Raw genomic sequence first — 16,736 nt, forward strand, 5'->3', positions numbered from 1 at the left:
ATAGAAGACGGAAACCGAGTTGAACCGCATGCTTACGAAAGTGCGTCCAGCAACGCATACCACGCCACCCCCGCGCTGATATAAAACCGCTGCAATGCATGCAACGGAACCGGTTCGATCGACGTCGGCGGGAGCGGCAAGCCCTTCGCCGCCCCTCCGAGATACGCGGCCAGGTGTTTGCCTAACGTCGTCGCCATCGCGATGCCGCGTCCGTTGTAACCGAGCGCGATAGTCATACCTTTCGCTGGCATATGCACGTGCGGCAAGAAGTTGCGCGTAATGGCGATACGGCCCGCCCAGCGGAATTCGTATTCGGTGCCCCTCAGCTGCGGAAACATCAACTGGGCGGCTCGCTCGAGATGCGCCCAATCCGCCGCGTTGCGAGGTTCGCGAAACGGACCGCGTCCGCCCATCAGCAAACGTCCATCCGCATCCTTGCGAAAGTACAGCAGCAGACGCCGCGAATCGGAAGCCACTTCGCCGCCCGCCAGAATCGTTGCGCCGACATCGTCCGCGAGCGGCTTCGTCGCGACAATGAAGCTGTTTGCCGCGATCACCGATTGCGCCAGCCGCGGCCAGAGACCGTCGGTATAGCCGTTGGTGGCGAGCAGCACCTGTTTCGACTCGATGACCGGACCATGCGCCGTGCGAATGCGCCATCCGTTCGCGCCGCGCTCGACGCCCGCGGCGCGAGTCCCGCCATGAATCTGCGCGCCCGCCGCTTGCGCCGCGCGCGCGAGGCCGCGTGCATAACTCAGCGGCTGCACGCTGCCCGCGCGCCGATCGACCCAGCCGCCGACAAACGCGTCAGTGCCGAGCCGTTTCGATACCTGCGCACGGTCGAGCAACTCGACCGGCGCGCCACGCGCTTCCCACTGTCCCGCGCGAGCGTACAGCGTCTTCAGCAGCTTGTGCGAATGGGTCGGCTGAATCCAGCCCGCGCGCGTTGCATCGCAGCGAATGCCGTGGCGCGCGACCAGATCGAAAACCGTATCCGCAGCACCGCCCGCCATTTGCACGAGCGCATTACCGTCGCGCGGACCGTAGCGTCGGATGAGTTCATCGGGATCGTATTTCAGGCCGGGAATGACCTGGCCGCCATTCCGGCCGGACGCTCCCCAGCCGGGCTCGTTGGCGTCGATCACGCAGACGCGCAAGCCCTGCTCCGCCAGATGCAACGCCGTCGACAAACCGGTATAGCCGGCGCCGACGATCGCCACGTCGACGATCGTCGAGCTATCGAGTGGAGGCGTTACAACTGCGGGTTCCGCCGTCGCTGCCCAAAGCGAGGGCGGCAACGGCTTTGCAACTTGAACTTCAGCCAGGCTCATGATGGTCTTCAAATCCGGGGCGCTTCGGACAGCGCGGGCATCTTGCCGAGAAACTCGCGCGTGCGGGCATGGCGCGGACGGTCGAACAACTCGGCCGCGCTGCCTTCTTCATGGATCGCTCCGTCGTGAAGAAAACACACACGGTCGGCCACTTCGCGCGCAAACGCCATTTCATGCGTGACGACGATCATCGTCATGCCGTCGTCGGCCAGTTGGCGCATCACGCCGAGCACTTCACCAACCAGCTCCGGGTCGAGCGCCGAAGTGGGTTCGTCGAAGAGAATCGCTTTGGGCTCCATGGCCAGCGCTCGCGCGATCGCCACGCGCTGCTGCTGTCCGCCCGACAGTTCCGCCGGATGCGCGTTCATACGATGCGCAAGCCCGACCTTGTCGAGCAGATGCCGCGCGCGCTCGCGTGCCTGAGCGCGCGCTTGCCTCTTCACGAACACGGGACCCTCGAACACGTTTTCAAGCGCCGTGCGATGCGGAAACAGATTGAAACGCTGGAACACCATGCCGACCTGCGCGCGCAGTTCGTGGATCTGTTTCGATTTCGCATCGACGGCGCGACCCTCGACGGCAATCTCTCCGGCGTCATGCCGTTCCAGCCCGTTGATACAGCGTAATAGCGTGGATTTGCCCGAGCCCGATGGACCGATCAGACATACCACCTGGCCGCGTTCCACATTCAGACTGACGCCCTTCAGCACGTGCTGATCGTGAAATCGCTTGTGAATCGAGTCGACCTTGATCATCGTTTTCCCTTCAGTCCAAGGCGGCGTTCGAGCCGCCGCAATCCATAGACGAGCGGCAGGCTGAGTCCGAGATAAAGCAGCGCGACCAGCGTGAAAACCGTCATGTTCTGAAACGTGGACGATGCGATGAGCTGCCCGGCACGCGTCATTTCGGCAACCGTGATGGTCGAGGCGAGCGACGAATCCTTGAGCATCATCACGAGCGTGTTGCCGTACGGTGGCAGCGCGATCCGGAACGCTTGCGGCAACACCACGCGCCGCATGATCATCGCGCCGCGCATGCCGATGGACTGCGCCGCTTCAATCTGCCCGTGATCGATCGCCTGAATGCCCGCGCGGAAGTTCTCCGCCTGATACACCGAGTACGCAATACCGAGGCCGATAAACCCAGCCTGGAAGGCGGACAACTGCACACCGAGATCGGGCAGCACAAAGTAGATGTAGAAGAGCTGAACGATGATCGGAAGTCCGCGAATCACGTTGATGAAAGTAGCGGCCGCGTTCGACACGACGCGGTTGTCGGACACGCGCATCAGCGCGAGCAGCAACCCGAGCACGGTGCTCAGAACGAACGAGCAGAAAGTGATCTCAATCGTGACGACCGCGCCTTTCAGCAGGATCGGCAGGAATTCGACGGCGTTCTGGAAGAACATGGCGGGCAGTCCTTATTCTGAAAACGGCGTCATTCCACCTGCCACTTCTTGACGATCTGCGTGAGCGTTCCGTCGGCCTTGATCTTCTTGATGCCGGCATTCAACTGCTCCAGCGTGGCCGTGTCGCCCTTGCGCACGACAAAGCACAACTGGCCTTTCACCGAAGGCTGATATCCGCCGACGAGGCGCAGTTGCGGATTGGGATTGTGCTGAAGCTGATAGGCAATGATCGGATGATCGCCGAAGCCCGCCTTGATGCGGCCCAATGCGACGTCGCGCATGATGTCGGCGACCGAATCGTAAGTGCGCACTTCCTTGAAGATGCCCTTCTTGTTCAAGGCGTCGACGAACGCGGTGCCGACCTGCGCGCCGACGATCTCGCCCTTGAGATCGTCCATGGACGTGTACTGACCTTTGTCGTCGGCGCGAACGATCAGGCCTTCGCCATACGAATAGACCGTATCGGAGAAATCGACGACCTGTTCGCGCGCCGGCGTCTTCAGCATGGCTGCTGAAATGATGTCGATCTTTTTGGTGGTCAGCGACGGAATCAGCGACGAGAACGTGGTCTGCTCGATCTTCACATCGAAGCCTGCCGCCTTGCCCGTTGCCGTGATCGCATCGACCAGCAGCCCCTGGATCGAATTGCTCTTCACGTCGAGAAAGGTGAACGGCACGCCGGTGGCCGTCGAACCGACCTCGTAGGTGGTGGCGGCAACCGACCAGGCCGGCGCGCCGGCGAGCAGCAATCCTGTTGCAAAGACACTAGCGAAGCGTTTGGCGAACTGGAACATGAGTCTCTCCACGGAGTTGGCGAGGGCCGACAGGAATATCGGCCACCATCGGTTTAGTTATGATATTCGAGTCAAAAATATCGATTAACACAAATTGCGTATCGATATTCGATATGCTAGTCTCGATGCCACACCTAAACAATTGGGTAATTCCATGACACGCAAGACGCCCGACGCGCCGCCGGAAGCCTCTCCGGAACCGGATGAGACGCCGGATGCGCTGTTCAATCAGTCGCTGGAGAAGGGAATCGCGGTGCTACGCGCGTTCAGCGCGCAGCGCCGGTCGATGACGCTGCCCGAAGTCGCGGAAGCGACGTCGATTACCAAAAGCTCTGCGCAGCGCATGATCTACACGCTGGAGAAGCTCGGCTACGTGAGAAAGCATCCGCGTACGAAGCGGTATCAGCTCGCGCCGCGTGTGATGCAAATCGGTTTCAACTATCTTGCCGCCGACACGCTGATCGACGTCGCCAACCCGTTTCTGTCCGAACTCACCAATGTCACCGGGGAGACCACCAATCTGACCGAGCCGGACGGCGTCGACATGGTCTACGTTGCACGCTTCGTCTGTACGAAGTTCGTGCCGATTCATATGCCGATAGGCAGCCGTATTCCGATGTACTGCACGGCGTCGGGGCGGGCTTATCTCGCGGCGCTGCCGGACGACGAGTCACGCGCGCTGCTGGTGGCCAGCGACCGCGTGACACACACGCAGTACACCGTCACGGATCTCGATGAGATCGGGACGCGTCTTGTGCTTGGGCGGCGCAATGGTTATGCGTCGAACCGCGAGGAGTTGTTTATCGGCGATATGACCATCGCGGCGGCGGTGCTCGACGGCGAGCGCCGCCCGGTCGGCGCGGTTCACGTCGTCGCGCCGACGAGCCGCTGGACGCTGGCGGACGCGGAAGCGCGGCTGGCGCCAGCGGTGATCGATTGCGCGCGTGGTATCAGTAGTTCGATCAGGACACTGGTTTGAAATGATGTCTCGTGTGCGGCGCTTGGGGCCACGCTACAGAATGCTCATCGTAGCGTGACTGTGTTCGCATCCTGTTGGCTTGAAGAAGAAGCCGACGGAAACACCATTCCTCCTTCGGCCTCGCTCCAGCGGGCAACCCATTCGGGCAACGCCGGCGATGACTGCGCCACGCCGGACAGTTGCATCAACTCGGCGGTCGTCACGACACCACCGCTTCGCTTGAGGAAGCGCGCTCGCACGACGGCCAGCGCGACTTGCGCATCGTCGCGCACGAACCCTTGCTCGATGAAGATATGCTTGTCATCCCAGCCGATCACGCGGGTCCGGACGTCATAGCGATTGCCGAGTTCGAGCGAGCGGTGAAAACGCATCGTTTCCAGCGTGACGACCGGATACCAGCGTTGTGCCTTCAATTGACGCCACAAGCCGCTGCGCATCATCAGATCGACGCGCGCCAGATCGAGGATCGTGAAATAACGGCCGTTGTTCATGTGAAGCAACACGTCGAGGTCATTCAACCAGACGCGAAACGGCGTGACGCACGTATCGAGCACATGCAGCCGGCTGCGGCGCCGGCTGGTGAATATCAGAAGCAACAAACGAAGTAGCAGACTCATGCGGAAAACCCGTTGATCACGACGCGCCGCACGCGGCGGGCAAACGTGCATGGTAGACGCGCGCGTGGGATACGGGATGCGGGTGATGGGTAAATCTATAGAGCGCTTATTCGAAAACGAGCGGCTGCGGTTGAGCCGCTCGTCGCAACTCCGCGCACTGGCTTGCTCCGGATCGAGCGAGCCGGGGCCAAGCCTCTCCCCCTCAATAATCCGCCAACGGACTACGCGACGTCTCCTTGCTCGCCAGCATCGCCACGAGCACGACACCCGCCGCGCCCACCAGATACCATGCTGGCGCGAGCTTGCTGCCCCTTGCGCCGATCAACGGCGTGGCGACGAGCGGCGCCGTGCCGCCGATCTGAAGAGTCACGTCTCGATGAATACGGTGCGGGTGACGCAGGTGACACTTCTTTGCCGATCTATCAACAATCGTACATCACGCGTCACAGCAGCATATACCCCGTGTGAGTTAGCGCTTCGCAGCGCTACTACATGTACGGTAAAGCGTCCCCCGCGTCACTGACCACGACGCCCGATGGCGATGCGCCAACCATGTCGATCTCTCAGGTCAGCATTAGCTGAAACCGTGGCCCTGTCTTCGCTAGAACTGGGTGGGGTAAAAAGAGGGGTAAAATCCCGGCAAAAAAAAGCCTCACAAGCAGTGCTTGTGAGGCCTTGATTTCTTTGGTCGGGGCGAGAGGATTTGAACCTCCGACCACCTGCACCCCATGCAGGTACGCTACCAGGCTGCGCTACGCCCCGAACAGCACAAAATTATAACAGACACTTTATTCGATTAGAACCGCCATCTGCCAACAAAGGCGACTAGTGCCCCAACAAATCGATTACGTGCAGCAATTCTTTACGCAACTGCTCGACGTCCACCGACGCGGCTGCTGTGGTTGCCGCCGGCAACACTGCGCCCTCGCCTTCGTCGATCACATTGCCCGGCGCACCGTGCGCCCCGCCGCCGTGTGAATCGAGGCGGTTGCGCGCGCCGTTGATCGTGAAACCCTGCTCATACAACAACTCACGAATCCGCCGGATCAACAGCACCTCGTGATGCTGGTAGTAGCGACGATTGCCGCGCCGCTTGACCGGCCTCAACTGCGTGAATTCCTGTTCCCAGTAGCGCAAGACATGCGGCTTCACGCCGCATAGTTCGCTGACCTCACCAATCGTGAAGTAGCGCTTCGCCGGAATCGGAGGCAAGACGACTTTTTCGATCGTCGCTGTCATCGTCAGTTAGCCGTCGTGGTGGGTTGCGCAGGAACGCGCCAGTCGGTTAGCGCGTGAAGCTCGCTTCAGCGCCGTTCTCGACCAGTGCTTTCAGCTTTTGACTTGCATGGAACGTCACAACGCGGCGCGCGGCAATCGGAATCGCCTCGCCAGTCTTCGGGTTTCTGCCGGGACGCTGGGGTTTGTCGCGCAACTGGAAGTTGCCGAACCCCGACAGCTTCACGCTGTCGCCACTCTCCAGCGCGTCGCGGATCACCTCGAAAAACGCTTCGACCATGTCTTTCGCTTCCCGCTTGTTGAGTCCGACATTGTCGAACAGCAACTCAGCAAGTTCCGCCTTGGTAAGCGTCGGCGTTTCAGTAGAAACGACGGCGGGTGATGTCGGAATTTCGCGAATCATGGCGCTGCGTTGCGCCGTAAGAAGGGCTTCGAAATCACTCGAGTTCATTTCATTCATATCTATCAAATGGCGCGCCAAGCAGAAAACAATGGATGCGGAAACAGCCGTGCAATTGTTAAATGCGGGTTATCCGCGCAACCGTGCGCCATATACTCGAGCCAGACGTTCCACCAGAGTTTGAATAGCCAGATCGACCGTTTCATCCTGAAGGGTTCCGCCAGTATCTTGCAAGGTCACACGGAACGCAAGGCTTTTCTCGTGAGCGCCCAGACCACCGGAAGTGTTTGATTTTGGACGGAATTCGTCGAAAAGCACAACCTTTTGAACAGTCTTGCAGGCGGGTTCGGACTGGGCCTTCTGAAGCTCATCCAGCAGTGCCTGGGCCTCGATTTTCTGATCGACGACCACCGCAATATCACGACGCACCGGCTGAAATTTAGACACCTCAGACGGAATGGGCAATACGCGCTGCATTAATGCTTCCGCTTCGATTTCAAACAGAATCGGCGCATGCGGTAAATCATATTTTTGCATCCAGCGCGGATGCAATTCGCCAATCCAGCCGACTGCGCGGCCATTCAGTTCGATACGCGCGCTGCGTCCCGGATGCAACGCCGGATGTTCCGCTTTCACGAAGCGCGCGACCGCCGGTGCCAGCACGGCTTCCAGATCGCCCTTCACGTCGAAGTAGTCGACCGTGCGCGTCGGCGCGCCCCATTGCTCTTCGAGCGCGGGACCGTACGCGAGGGCGCCGATCATCTTCGGCTGCGCGAAACCTTCGACCGTCAGCTCGCCGGCCTTGATCGACGGATCGTGCAGGAACACGCGGCCGGCTTCGAACACGCGCACGCGATCCGCCGCGCGGCGGTTCAGGTTCGTACGCAGCACGTGAATCAGGCTGCCGAACAGCGTGGTGCGCATCACCGACAAGTGGCTTGCAATCGGATTCAGCAGACGTACCGGCTTGTCGTTGCCGGCGAAGTCCTGCTCCCACTCCGCATCGACGAAACTGAAGTTGACCGTTTCCGCGTAGTCGCGCGCGGCGAGCGCGTGACGGATCACGTGGATCGAGCGCTGCGTTTCGTTGGTCGCGCGCATTTCGCTGGTCGCGACCGGCGGACGCGCCGGAATTTTCTCGAAGCCATAGATGCGCGCCACTTCTTCGATCAGGTCTTCTTCGATTTCGATATCGAAGCGATACGACGGCGGCATCACCGAGAACGTGTCTTCGCTGCGCTCGAACGACAGGCCGAGGCGCGTGAAAATTTGCGCGATCTCATCGGCGTCGATCTTGATGCCGATGATGCGATTCGCACGCGACACACGCATCTTCACGGGCTCGCGCTTCGGCACGTTGACGATCTGATCGTCGACCGGACCGGCTTCGCCGCCGCAGATGTCAAGGATCAGTTGCGTGATGCGTTCGATATGTTCGACGGTGGTCGCGTAGTCGACGCCGCGCTCGAAGCGATGGCCAGCGTCGGTCGAGAAGTTGTATTTGCGCGAGCGGCCGCGGATGCTGTCGGGCCACCAGAAGGCGGCTTCGAGATAGATGTTGGTGGTGTCGAGCGTGACGGCCGTGCTGTCGCCGCCCATGATGCCCGCGAGACTCTCGATGTGCTGCTCATCGGCGATCACGCCGACGGTTTCATCGAGCTCGACGGTATTGCCGTTCAGCAGCTTGAGCGTTTCGCCCTTGCGGCCCCAGCGCACGTCCATGCTGCCGTGGATCTTGTCCAGATCGAACACGTGCGACGGACGGCCCAACTCGAGCATCACATAGTTCGAGATATCGACGAGCGCGGAGATGCTGCGCTGTCCCGAACGCTCCAGTCGCTCGACCATCCAATGCGGTGATTTGGCGCGTGCATTCACGCCACGGATCACGCGGCCCGAGAACCGGCCGCACAGATCAGGAGCCGATATTTTGACGGGCAACGTCTCGTTGAGTTTGACTTCGACCGGTTTGATTTCCAACGGATGCAGCGGCGCACCGGTAATTGCCGAGGTCTCGCGCGCCACGCCGAACACCGACAGGCAGTCTGCCTTGTTCGGCGTCAGCTTGATTTCGAAAACCGTGTCGTCGAGATTGAGCGTTTCGCGGATGTCCTGGCCGATTGGCGTATCTTCCGGCAGGATCATCAGGCCGCTATGATCTTCGGAGAGCTTCAGTTCGCGTGCCGAGCACAGCATGCCTTGGCTTTCCACGCCGCGCAGCTTCGAGAGCTTGATCGCGAAAGGCGCGCCGCCTTCTTCGGCGGGCGGCAGTTGCGCGCCGACCAGCGCGACCGGCACCTTGATGCCCGGCGCTACGTTCGGCGCACCGCACACGATGTTCAGCGTCGCGCCCGTGCCGGCGTCGACCTGACAGACGTTGAGCTTGTCCGCGTCCGGGTGCTTGACGACTTCCAGCACCTGGCCGACAACGATCTTCGAGGTCGGCGGCGCGGCCGGCCGCAGGTCTTCGACTTCGAGACCCGCCATCGTCAACGCGTGCGACAGTTCGTCGGTCGTCAGTTGCGGGTCGACAAAGGTTCTCAGCCAGGATTCCGGGAATTGCATGGTTCTGTGTACGTTCTGATCAGGTTAGGTCCACGTCCGGCAAAGCTTTGACTCGGCGCGATGTTCATGCGAGCGAATCATCGGAGACTGCCGGGGACGCTGTGGCGGCATGTACTGCATGCCTTGCCGCACTCTATGTTCGTTGCGTTCGTACGCGCCGGTTCAGGCGAATTGACGCAGGAAGCGCAGGTCGTTTTCAAAGAACAGACGCAGGTCTTGCACGCCATAACGCAACATGGTGAGCCGCTCGAGGCCGCTGCCGAAAGCAAAGCCGATGTAACGCTCCGGGTCGAGGCCCATGTTGCGGATCACCGTGGGGTGAACCTGGCCCGAGCCCGAAATTTCGAGCCATTTGCCGGCGTTCTTGCCCGTTTCGAACAACATGTCGATCTCGGCCGACGGTTCGGTGAACGGAAAATACGACGGACGGAAGCGCACGAGAATGTCGTCGCGCTCGAAGAACTTCTTGAGGAAGTCGGTGTAGACGCCCTTCAGATCCGCGAAGCTGATGTTCTCGTCGATCCACAGGCCTTCGACCTGGTTGAACATCGGCGAATGCGTCGCGTCGCTGTCCACACGGTAGGTGCGGCCCGGCACGATCACCTTGATAGGCGGCGAGTTGGTGCGCGCGTAGCGAACCTGCATCGGGCTGGTGTGCGTACGCAGCAACAGTTGGCGGCCGTCGGCATCTTTGCCGTCGACGTAGAAGGTGTCCTGCATTGAACGGGCCGGATGATTTTCCGGGCTGTTCAGCGAGGTGAAGTTGTACCAGTCGGTTTCGATTTCGGGGCCGTCGGCCACGTCGAATCCGATCGTACGGAAAATCTGTTCGACGCGCTCCCACGTGCGCATTACCGGGTGCAGACTGCCTGCGCCGGTGCCGCGGCCCGGCAGCGTCACGTCGATGGCTTCAGCGGCGAGGCGCTGATTCAGCAGCACGTCGGCCAGCGCCTGACGGCGCGCCGTCAGCGCGGCTTCCACTTGTTGCTTGACGAGGTTGATCCGTGCGCCTTCGGACTTGCGCGTTTCGGGATCGAGTTTGCCGAGGCCCTTCAATAGTTCGGTCAGCGCACCCGATTTGCCGAGAAAGCGTGCTTTCTCGTTCTCGAGGGTGGTGACGTCGGAGGCTTCTGCGAAGGCTTTTTGCGCGTCGGCGACAATCTGGTCCAGATCCATTGATCCCATCATTTCAACGTCAGTGTTCAATCGAAGCAAAACTGGTTCTACCAACAAAAACGGGGCTCGGTGAGGAGCCCCGTTTTTGCTGCAGCGTCACCGAGACTACCGGATCTTCGCTGCAACGAACCACGCAGTATTAATTGCCAGAAGCGCAATCAGGCTGCAACGGCGGCTTTCACCTGCTGAACGATCGCAGCAAAAGCAGCCTTGTCGAACACAGCCATGTCGGCCAGCACCTTGCGGTCGAGTTCGATCGAAGCCTTCTTCAGGCCGTTGATGAACACGCTGTACGTCATGTCGTGCTGACGCACCGCCGCGTTGATACGCGTGATCCACAATGCACGGAACACACGCTTCTTGTTGCGGCGATCGCGATAGGCGTATTGGCCTGCACGCATGACCGCCTGCTTGGCGATGCGATAGACGTTATTGCGACGGCCGCGGTAACCCTTGGCCAGCTTGATGATCTTCTTGTGACGGGCCCGTGCGGTAACCCCACGTTTTACTCGAGGCATGTCTTGCTCCTATGAGTGTCGGTTAAGGGTTAAGCGAACGGCAGCATTGCGCGCACGGAGTTCATATCTGCATCATGAACTGCCGTCGAACCGCGCAAATGGCGTTTGTTCTTGGTGGTCTTCTTGGTAAGAATGTGGCGCTTGAAGGCTTGACCGCGCTTGACGGTACCGCCCGGACGCACCACGAAGCGCTTTGCAGCACTCTTCTTGGTCTTCATCTTCGGCATGACAACTCCATTATTAGATGGATATGGGTGTGCGGTCGGCCATTGGCCATTACCCGCCCTTCGAAACCCACTCCACTTGGTATGCAGACCGCCTGAACTGCCGGCAGCCGCTTTTCGGGAAACGACGCGCATTGTACACACGTCGTTCCGAAACCTGCTGACACAGCACCGGACACCCAGCGCCGCGTCGTTCAATCTTTTCACAAACAGAACGCACGCCACATGGCGCGCCGCTGCTCTGCTTGCTTACTTCTTTTTCTTCGGAGCGAGCACCATGATCATCTGGCGCCCTTCCATTTTCGGCATCTGCTCGACCTGACCGACTTCGTCGAGGTCCGTGCGCAGGCGTTCGAGCATGCGCATACCGATTTCCTGGTGAGCCATTTCGCGGCCACGGAAACGCAACGTGATTTTCGTCTTGTCGCCGTCGTCGAGGAAGCGGATGAGGTTGCGCAGCTTGACGTTGTAGTCGCCGTCGTCCGTGCCCGGGCGGAATTTCACTTCCTTGACCTGGACGATCTTCTGCTTCAGCTTGGCCTCGTGTTGCTTCTTCGCTTCCGAGTACTTGAACTTGCCGTAGTCCATCAATCGGCAAACCGGCGGAACCGCTTGCGGAGCGATTTCGACCAGATCCACGTCCTGCTGTTCCGACATGCGGAACGCATCAGCGAGTTTCACGATGCCGAGCGGTTCGTTCTCGACGCCGACCAGACGCACCTCGGGTGCCGTAATTTCACCGTTGATGCGGTGCGCAGACTTATCAGTAGCGATGTTACGTTTCCTCTAAAAATTAAAAAAACGAGCCGCGCTGCCAAGTGGCTCAATTGAACGACTGCACGTCCTGGCGCAGACGCTCAATGAAAGTGTCGGGAGGCATCACGCCCAGATCGACACCACCACGGGCACGCACGGCTACCGTTTGGGCTTCACGCTCTTTGTCGCCGACCACAAGCAGGTACGGCACCTTTTCCAGCGTGTGCTCGCGTATTTTATAGCTAATCTTCTCGTTGCGCAAATCGGCCTCCACTCTAACCCCTTGTTTTTGCAACGATTGGGCTAAAGATTGTGCATATTCGGCCTGACTTTCCGCGATATTCATCACCACGACCTGCATCGGCGCGAGCCATGCGGGCATTGCACCGGCATGGTGCTCGATCAGAATGCCGAGGAAACGCTCCATTGATCCGACGATTGCCCGATGCAGCATGATCGGACGGCGGCGGCTGTTGTCTTCGGCGACGTACTCGGCGCCCAGACGCTCCGGCAGCACCATATCGAGCTGCAGCGTGCCGCATTGCCATGAGCGGCCAAGCGCGTCCTTGATGTGGTACTCGACCTTCGGGCCGTAGAACGCGCCCTCGCCCGGCAATTCTTCCCATGTCACGCCGCAGGCCGTCAGCGCCTCGCGCAGGCCCTGCTCCGCGCGATCCCACGTTTCGTCCGTACCGGCGCGCGCGTCCGGGCGCAGCGACAGCTTGATCTCGACATTATCGAAGCCGAAATCCTTGTAGACGCTCATCGCCAGCGTATTGAACGCGATCGATTCGCTGATGAACTGGTCTTCGGTACAGAAAATGTGCGCGTCGTCCTGCACGAAACCGCGCACGCGCATCAGGCCGTGCAACGCTCCCGACGATTCATTGCGGTGGCACGAGCCGAATTCCGCGTAACGCAGCGGCAGATCGCGATACGAGCGCAGACCGTGGTTGAACACCTGCACGTGACCCGGGCAGTTCATCGGCTTGATCGCATAGTCGCGCTTTTCCGATTCCGTCGTGAACATGTTTTCACGATAGTTCTGCCAGTGGCCCGACGCTTCCCAGAGCGAGCGGTCCATAATCATCGGCGTCTTGATTTCGAGGTAACCCGCGTCGTTCACGCGACGGCGCATGTACTGCTCGACCTGCTGCCACAGCGTCCAGCCGCGCGGATGCCAGAACACCATGCCCGGCGATTCGTCCTGCATGTGAAACAGGTCGAGTTGCTTGCCGAGTTTGCGGTGATCGCGCTTCTCCGCCTCTTCGAGCATGTGCAGATACGCTTCCTGGTCTTCCTTCTTCGTCCAGGCCGTACCGTAGATGCGCTGCAGTTGTTCGTTCTTCGAATCGCCGCGCCAGTACGCACCCGCGACCTTCATCAGCTTGAAGACTTTCAGCTTGCCGGTGGACGGCACGTGCGGACCGCGGCACAGATCGGTGAACCCGCCATGCGAGTACAGCTTGATGTCGTCGGTAGCGGGAATCGATTCGATGATCTCGGCCTTGTACTTTTCGCCGATGCTCTTGAAATAGTCCACCGCTTCGTCGCGCGACACCACGCGGCGCGAAACGGGCTCGTCTTTCTTCGCGAGTTCCTGCATGCGCTTTTCGATCTTCTCGAGATCTTCAGGCGTGAAGGGGCGGCTGTACGCGAAGTCGTAGTAGAAGCCGTTGTCGATGACCGGGCCGATCGTGACCTGCGCTTCCGGATACAAATCCTTCACCGCGTACGCGAGCAAGTGCGCCGTGGAGTGGCGGATGATATCGAGACCGTCTGCGTCTTTCTCGGTGACGATGGCCAACGCCACGTCGTGATCGATCAGTGCGGACGTATCGACCAGTTCACCGTCGATCTTGCCGCCGAGCGCGGCTTTCGCGAGGCCCGGGCCGATCGAGGCGGCCACTTCGGCGACGGTCACTGGATGCTCGTACTGTCGAACAGAACCGTCAGGCAGACGTATCGAAACCATTGCGTTCTCCGTGGTGCCGACCGGCGGCGGCACATACAACCAGGTCAAAAAAACAAAAAAAATGCGGCCCCGCTTTCGAGGGGCCGCATTCACATTTCCTGCTAACTACAGTGGCGAAAGTGGTCCTCGACTAGCGTCGCTCCGAAGTAGTTTCGGTCAACGTTCGCGGTGTCATAACCGTATTCGCCTTTTGCGCCAAAGGCGCTGACTGCAGCTTGCGAAACCCCGGCAAAGCCGGAATTTCTCTTTCGTTGGTAGGCTCGATTGGACTCGAACCAACGACCCCCACCATGTCAAGGTGGTGCTCTAACCAGCTGAGCTACGAGCCTGAAGAAACGAGATTATATGGAGCGCCACACTGCTTGGCAAGTACTTTTATGCACCGACTTTAAATTTCTACTCACGCGCTCACGCATGCCCAGCAGATACATCGACTGGCCATGCGTGCGCCGCACACTCATCAACTCTTGCGTGAAGCGCGCACCACGCCAGTGACTTCGCCGAGCAGCGTACACGCGCGCTGAATCTGCGCCGCGCTCGACACCTCGACGGTAAATTGCATGAACGCAGCGTTACGTCGCGTCTGCGTTTTCACGCCGATCACGTTCATCTTCTCGCGCGCGAACACTTCGGAAATATCGCGCAGCAGACCCTGCCGATCCGTTGCATCGATCGAGAGATCGACCGGATAGACCGACTGGCCACGGCCGCTCAGCACCTCCGCCGACCACGCCGTTTGCAACACGCGCTCGGGCGCCCGGTCTGCCATGCGCAGAAACGTCGGGCAATCGCTACGGTGAATGGACATGCCTTTGCCGCGCGTAACAAAGCCGCAGATATCGTCGGGCGGCGCGGGCCGGCAGCAGCGCGCGAGTTGTGTGAGCAACGCATCCACGCCGACCACCAGCACGCCCGTGGACGCCCCACGCGCCACGCTCGCGCCGCTGCTGCGCTTCTCGAACTGCTCCGGCGCTTCGACCACCGGTTCCGGCGGCGGCGCATCATGCAGCGCCTGCTCGACGAGCCGCAAACTGAATTCTTCCTTGCCCACCACCGAGAACAGATCGTCGGTGGTCTTGAAGCCGAGCTTGGCCGCGAGCTGATCCAGATTGACCGAGGTCTTGCCCTCGCGTTGCAAGGTCTTTTCGACCATCGCTCGGCCGCTCGCGATATGTTCCTGCACTTCGACCGCATTGAACCACGCGCGCACCTTCTGCCGCGCTCGCGGACTTTGCAGATAGCCAAGTTGCGGGTTGAGCCAGTCGCGCGACGGACCGCCCTCCTTCACCGCGACGATCTCCACCGTCTGACCGTTTTGTAAAGGCGTGTTCAACGGCACCATCGCGCCGTCGACGCGCGCGCCGCGGCAACGGTGCCCCAACTCGCTATGCAGGTGGTACGCGAAATCGACAGGCGTGGCACCGTGCGGCAACGGGATCACCCGCGCCTGCGGCGTCAGCACATAGATGTGATCGTCGTCGAGCGTGGCCTGGCGCAGTTGTTCCCACGGCTGCGACGCGCGCTTCTCACCGTGCTCGCCCTCGGAGACTTCGTCTTTCCACGCGAGCAATTGACGCAGCCACGCGATCTTCTCGTCGTACTTCTCGTTGGCGGCGAACTGGCCGCCGTAGCCTCGCGTGCCGGCTTCCTTGTAACGCCAATGCGCGGCCACGCCGTATTCGGCGAACTGATGCATTTCCTGCGTACGGATCTGCACTTCGAACGCGCGGCCGTCGTCACCGATCACCACCGTGTGCAGCGACTTGTAGCCATTCGGCTTCGGTCGCGAGATATAGTCGTCGAACTCTTTCGGCACCGGTTGCCACAGGTTGTGCACGATGCCGAGCACCGTGTAGCAATCCTTGATGTCCGGCACGATCACGCGAAACGCTCGCACGTCGTAGAGCTCGGCGAAATCCAGCTCCTTGCCGCGCATCTTGCGCCAGATGCTGTAGATGTGTTTCGGCCTACCACTCACTTCCGCGCGAATATTCGCCGCGGCCAATTCCTTTTGCAGGCGTTCGATAGCCTGCGCGACATAGCTCTCGCGTTCGACGCGTTTCTCGTCGAGCAACTTGGCGATGCGCTTATACGTGACCGGCTCTTCGAAGCGTAACGCGAGATCCTCGAGTTCCCACTTCAATTGCCAGATGCCCAGGCGATTGGCGAGCGGCGCATAGATATCGAGCGTCTCGCGTGCCACATCCGGTGAAGGTGTGATTTTCGCCGCCGCGTAGTAACGCAGCGACTGCAATCGCGACGCGAGCCGGATCAGCACCACCCGAATATCCTGCGCGAAGGCGAGCAGCATCTTGCGCAGCGCCTCGACCTGCGCGCGGCGTGCGGCCTGCGCATCGCGCCCGGCTTCGGGCATGGCATTCTGTGCGGCACGCAAGCTCACGGTGCCAAGACGCAGCAACTTGCGCACGTCGCCGACCAGTTGCGCGACTTCTTCGCCGAAGTTGTCGGCGATCACGCGCTCCGGGTCCTGCAGATGCGGCGTCAATGCAAACAGCGCCGCCGCCAGCACCGCCGGCGGATCGACGTTGAGCTTGCGCATGATCGACGCCGTACCCGCCGCGTGATCCGCCAGCATTTCTCCCGACGACAGCCGCACCTCGCCCGCATGTTCGCGCACGAACGCCATCGCTTCATCGAATGAAGGAAGGGGGTTCGGCGCGTTCGTAACAGTTTCGGTATTCATGGTGCGACGGCCCACCGGGCCAGACGATTCAACGGAAATTCAACTACACGTGC

Annotated in this window: 16 protein-coding genes and 2 tRNA genes; 1 reads left to right on the plus strand and 17 read right to left on the minus strand. The window is 60.4% G+C overall.

Features of this window, described 5'->3' with window-relative positions:
* Positions 1–32 precede the first annotated feature (32 nt).
* From B0G75_RS20605 to B0G75_RS20620, 4 genes are read right to left on the minus strand one after another with little or no spacing between them, the layout of a single operon-like run.
* Positions 33–1,331 (minus strand): FAD-binding oxidoreductase, encoded by a 1,299-nt coding sequence (locus B0G75_RS20605; protein WP_106309542.1) that lies wholly within the window; start codon positions 1,329–1,331, stop codon positions 33–35.
* 8 nt (positions 1,332–1,339) lie between these two features.
* Entirely contained in the window at positions 1,340–2,086 is a 747-nt protein-coding gene (locus B0G75_RS20610; RefSeq protein ID WP_106309545.1) for an amino acid ABC transporter ATP-binding protein, read from the minus strand.
* Entirely contained in the window at positions 2,083–2,739 is a 657-nt protein-coding gene (locus B0G75_RS20615) for an amino acid ABC transporter permease (protein WP_012433729.1), read from the minus strand. The genes B0G75_RS20610 and B0G75_RS20615 overlap by 4 nt, the downstream gene beginning before the upstream one ends.
* 29 nt (positions 2,740–2,768) lie before the next feature.
* Positions 2,769–3,533 carry an ABC transporter substrate-binding protein gene (locus B0G75_RS20620; protein ID WP_106309547.1) on the minus strand — a complete coding sequence of 255 codons (765 nt, stop codon included), beginning with the start codon at positions 3,531–3,533 and terminating at the stop codon, positions 2,769–2,771.
* A 154-nt stretch (positions 3,534–3,687) separates the two neighbouring features.
* Here B0G75_RS20620 and B0G75_RS20625 point away from each other — a divergent pair, with 154 nt between their 5' ends.
* Positions 3,688–4,512 carry an IclR family transcriptional regulator gene (locus B0G75_RS20625; protein WP_106309550.1) on the plus strand — a complete coding sequence of 275 codons (825 nt, stop codon included), beginning with the start codon at positions 3,688–3,690 and terminating at the stop codon, positions 4,510–4,512.
* A gap of 44 nt (positions 4,513–4,556) precedes the next feature.
* On the opposite strand, the gene B0G75_RS20630 is transcribed toward B0G75_RS20625, so the two are convergent.
* From B0G75_RS20630 to B0G75_RS20695, 13 genes are all read right to left on the minus strand, one after another.
* Positions 4,557–5,129 (minus strand): thioesterase family protein, encoded by a 573-nt coding sequence (locus B0G75_RS20630; RefSeq protein ID WP_106310054.1) that lies wholly within the window; start codon positions 5,127–5,129, stop codon positions 4,557–4,559.
* A 202-nt stretch (positions 5,130–5,331) separates the two neighbouring features.
* Positions 5,332–5,499 carry a hypothetical protein gene (locus B0G75_RS20635; protein WP_258194596.1) on the minus strand — a complete coding sequence of 56 codons (168 nt, stop codon included), beginning with the start codon at positions 5,497–5,499 and terminating at the stop codon, positions 5,332–5,334.
* A gap of 315 nt (positions 5,500–5,814) precedes the next feature.
* Positions 5,815–5,891 (minus strand) — tRNA-Pro (locus B0G75_RS20640).
* A gap of 63 nt (positions 5,892–5,954) precedes the next feature.
* Positions 5,955–6,368 carry a MerR family transcriptional regulator gene (locus B0G75_RS20645; protein ID WP_106309552.1) on the minus strand — a complete coding sequence of 138 codons (414 nt, stop codon included), beginning with the start codon at positions 6,366–6,368 and terminating at the stop codon, positions 5,955–5,957.
* A 46-nt stretch (positions 6,369–6,414) separates the two neighbouring features.
* Positions 6,415–6,825 carry an integration host factor subunit alpha gene (locus B0G75_RS20650; protein ID WP_012433735.1) on the minus strand — a complete coding sequence of 137 codons (411 nt, stop codon included), beginning with the start codon at positions 6,823–6,825 and terminating at the stop codon, positions 6,415–6,417.
* A gap of 69 nt (positions 6,826–6,894) precedes the next feature.
* Positions 6,895–9,330 carry a phenylalanine--tRNA ligase subunit beta gene (gene pheT, locus B0G75_RS20655; protein ID WP_106309555.1) on the minus strand — a complete coding sequence of 812 codons (2,436 nt, stop codon included), beginning with the start codon at positions 9,328–9,330 and terminating at the stop codon, positions 6,895–6,897.
* Positions 9,331–9,492: 162 nt separating this feature from the next.
* Positions 9,493–10,506, minus strand: coding sequence for a phenylalanine--tRNA ligase subunit alpha (gene pheS / locus B0G75_RS20660; protein ID WP_181309313.1), 1,014 nt, complete (start codon positions 10,504–10,506; stop codon positions 9,493–9,495).
* Between the two features lie 158 nt (positions 10,507–10,664).
* Positions 10,665–11,024: a 50S ribosomal protein L20 gene (rplT, locus tag B0G75_RS20665; RefSeq protein ID WP_006052502.1), complete on the minus strand. Its 360-nt coding sequence runs from the start codon at positions 11,022–11,024 to the stop codon at positions 10,665–10,667.
* Positions 11,025–11,053: 29 nt separating this feature from the next.
* Positions 11,054–11,251, minus strand: coding sequence for a 50S ribosomal protein L35 (gene rpmI / locus B0G75_RS20670; RefSeq protein ID WP_012433738.1), 198 nt, complete (start codon positions 11,249–11,251; stop codon positions 11,054–11,056).
* 246 nt (positions 11,252–11,497) lie between these two features.
* Positions 11,498–12,022, minus strand: a complete 525-nt coding sequence (gene infC / locus B0G75_RS20675; protein WP_074263967.1) for a translation initiation factor IF-3 — start codon at positions 12,020–12,022, stop codon at positions 11,498–11,500.
* Between the two features lie 49 nt (positions 12,023–12,071).
* Positions 12,072–13,979: a threonine--tRNA ligase gene (gene thrS, locus B0G75_RS20680; RefSeq protein WP_106309558.1), complete on the minus strand. Its 1,908-nt coding sequence runs from the start codon at positions 13,977–13,979 to the stop codon at positions 12,072–12,074.
* Positions 13,980–14,231: 252 nt separating this feature from the next.
* A tRNA-Val gene (locus B0G75_RS20690) sits at positions 14,232–14,308 on the minus strand.
* Positions 14,309–14,439: 131 nt separating this feature from the next.
* Complete coding sequence (locus B0G75_RS20695; RefSeq protein ID WP_106309561.1) at positions 14,440–16,683, minus strand: bifunctional (p)ppGpp synthetase/guanosine-3',5'-bis(diphosphate) 3'-pyrophosphohydrolase; 2,244 nt, start codon at positions 16,681–16,683, stop codon at positions 14,440–14,442.
* Positions 16,684–16,736 lie beyond the last annotated feature (53 nt).

It is taken from the genome of Paraburkholderia sp. BL18I3N2 (assembly GCF_003001875.1).
Classification (GTDB): Bacteria; Pseudomonadota; Gammaproteobacteria; order Burkholderiales; family Burkholderiaceae; genus Paraburkholderia; species Paraburkholderia phytofirmans.

What these genes read in the sequence shown, in the direction of transcription:
- B0G75_RS20650 (WP_012433735.1), bottom strand. Translation starts at nt 6,825, where the DNA reads ATGAATGAAATGAACTCGAGTGATTTCGAAGCCCTTCTTACGGCGCAA.
- thrS (WP_106309558.1), bottom strand. Translation starts at nt 13,979, where the DNA reads ATGGTTTCGATACGTCTGCCTGACGGTTCTGTTCGACAGTACGAGCAT.
- B0G75_RS20620 (WP_106309547.1), bottom strand. Translation starts at nt 3,533, where the DNA reads ATGTTCCAGTTCGCCAAACGCTTCGCTAGTGTCTTTGCAACAGGATTG.
- B0G75_RS20610 (WP_106309545.1), bottom strand. Translation starts at nt 2,086, where the DNA reads ATGATCAAGGTCGACTCGATTCACAAGCGATTTCACGATCAGCACGTG.
- rplT (WP_006052502.1), bottom strand. Translation starts at nt 11,024, where the DNA reads ATGCCTCGAGTAAAACGTGGGGTTACCGCACGGGCCCGTCACAAGAAG.
- B0G75_RS20625 (WP_106309550.1), top strand. Translation starts at nt 3,688, where the DNA reads ATGACACGCAAGACGCCCGACGCGCCGCCGGAAGCCTCTCCGGAACCG.
- B0G75_RS20615 (WP_012433729.1), bottom strand. Translation starts at nt 2,739, where the DNA reads ATGTTCTTCCAGAACGCCGTCGAATTCCTGCCGATCCTGCTGAAAGGC.
- B0G75_RS20605 (WP_106309542.1), bottom strand. Translation starts at nt 1,331, where the DNA reads ATGAGCCTGGCTGAAGTTCAAGTTGCAAAGCCGTTGCCGCCCTCGCTT.
- rpmI (WP_012433738.1), bottom strand. Translation starts at nt 11,251, where the DNA reads ATGCCGAAGATGAAGACCAAGAAGAGTGCTGCAAAGCGCTTCGTGGTG.
- B0G75_RS20695 (WP_106309561.1), bottom strand. Translation starts at nt 16,683, where the DNA reads ATGAATACCGAAACTGTTACGAACGCGCCGAACCCCCTTCCTTCATTC.
- B0G75_RS20630 (WP_106310054.1), bottom strand. Translation starts at nt 5,129, where the DNA reads ATGAGTCTGCTACTTCGTTTGTTGCTTCTGATATTCACCAGCCGGCGC.
- B0G75_RS20645 (WP_106309552.1), bottom strand. Translation starts at nt 6,368, where the DNA reads ATGACAGCGACGATCGAAAAAGTCGTCTTGCCTCCGATTCCGGCGAAG.
- pheT (WP_106309555.1), bottom strand. Translation starts at nt 9,330, where the DNA reads ATGCAATTCCCGGAATCCTGGCTGAGAACCTTTGTCGACCCGCAACTG.
- pheS (WP_181309313.1), bottom strand. Translation starts at nt 10,506, where the DNA reads ATGGATCTGGACCAGATTGTCGCCGACGCGCAAAAAGCCTTCGCAGAA.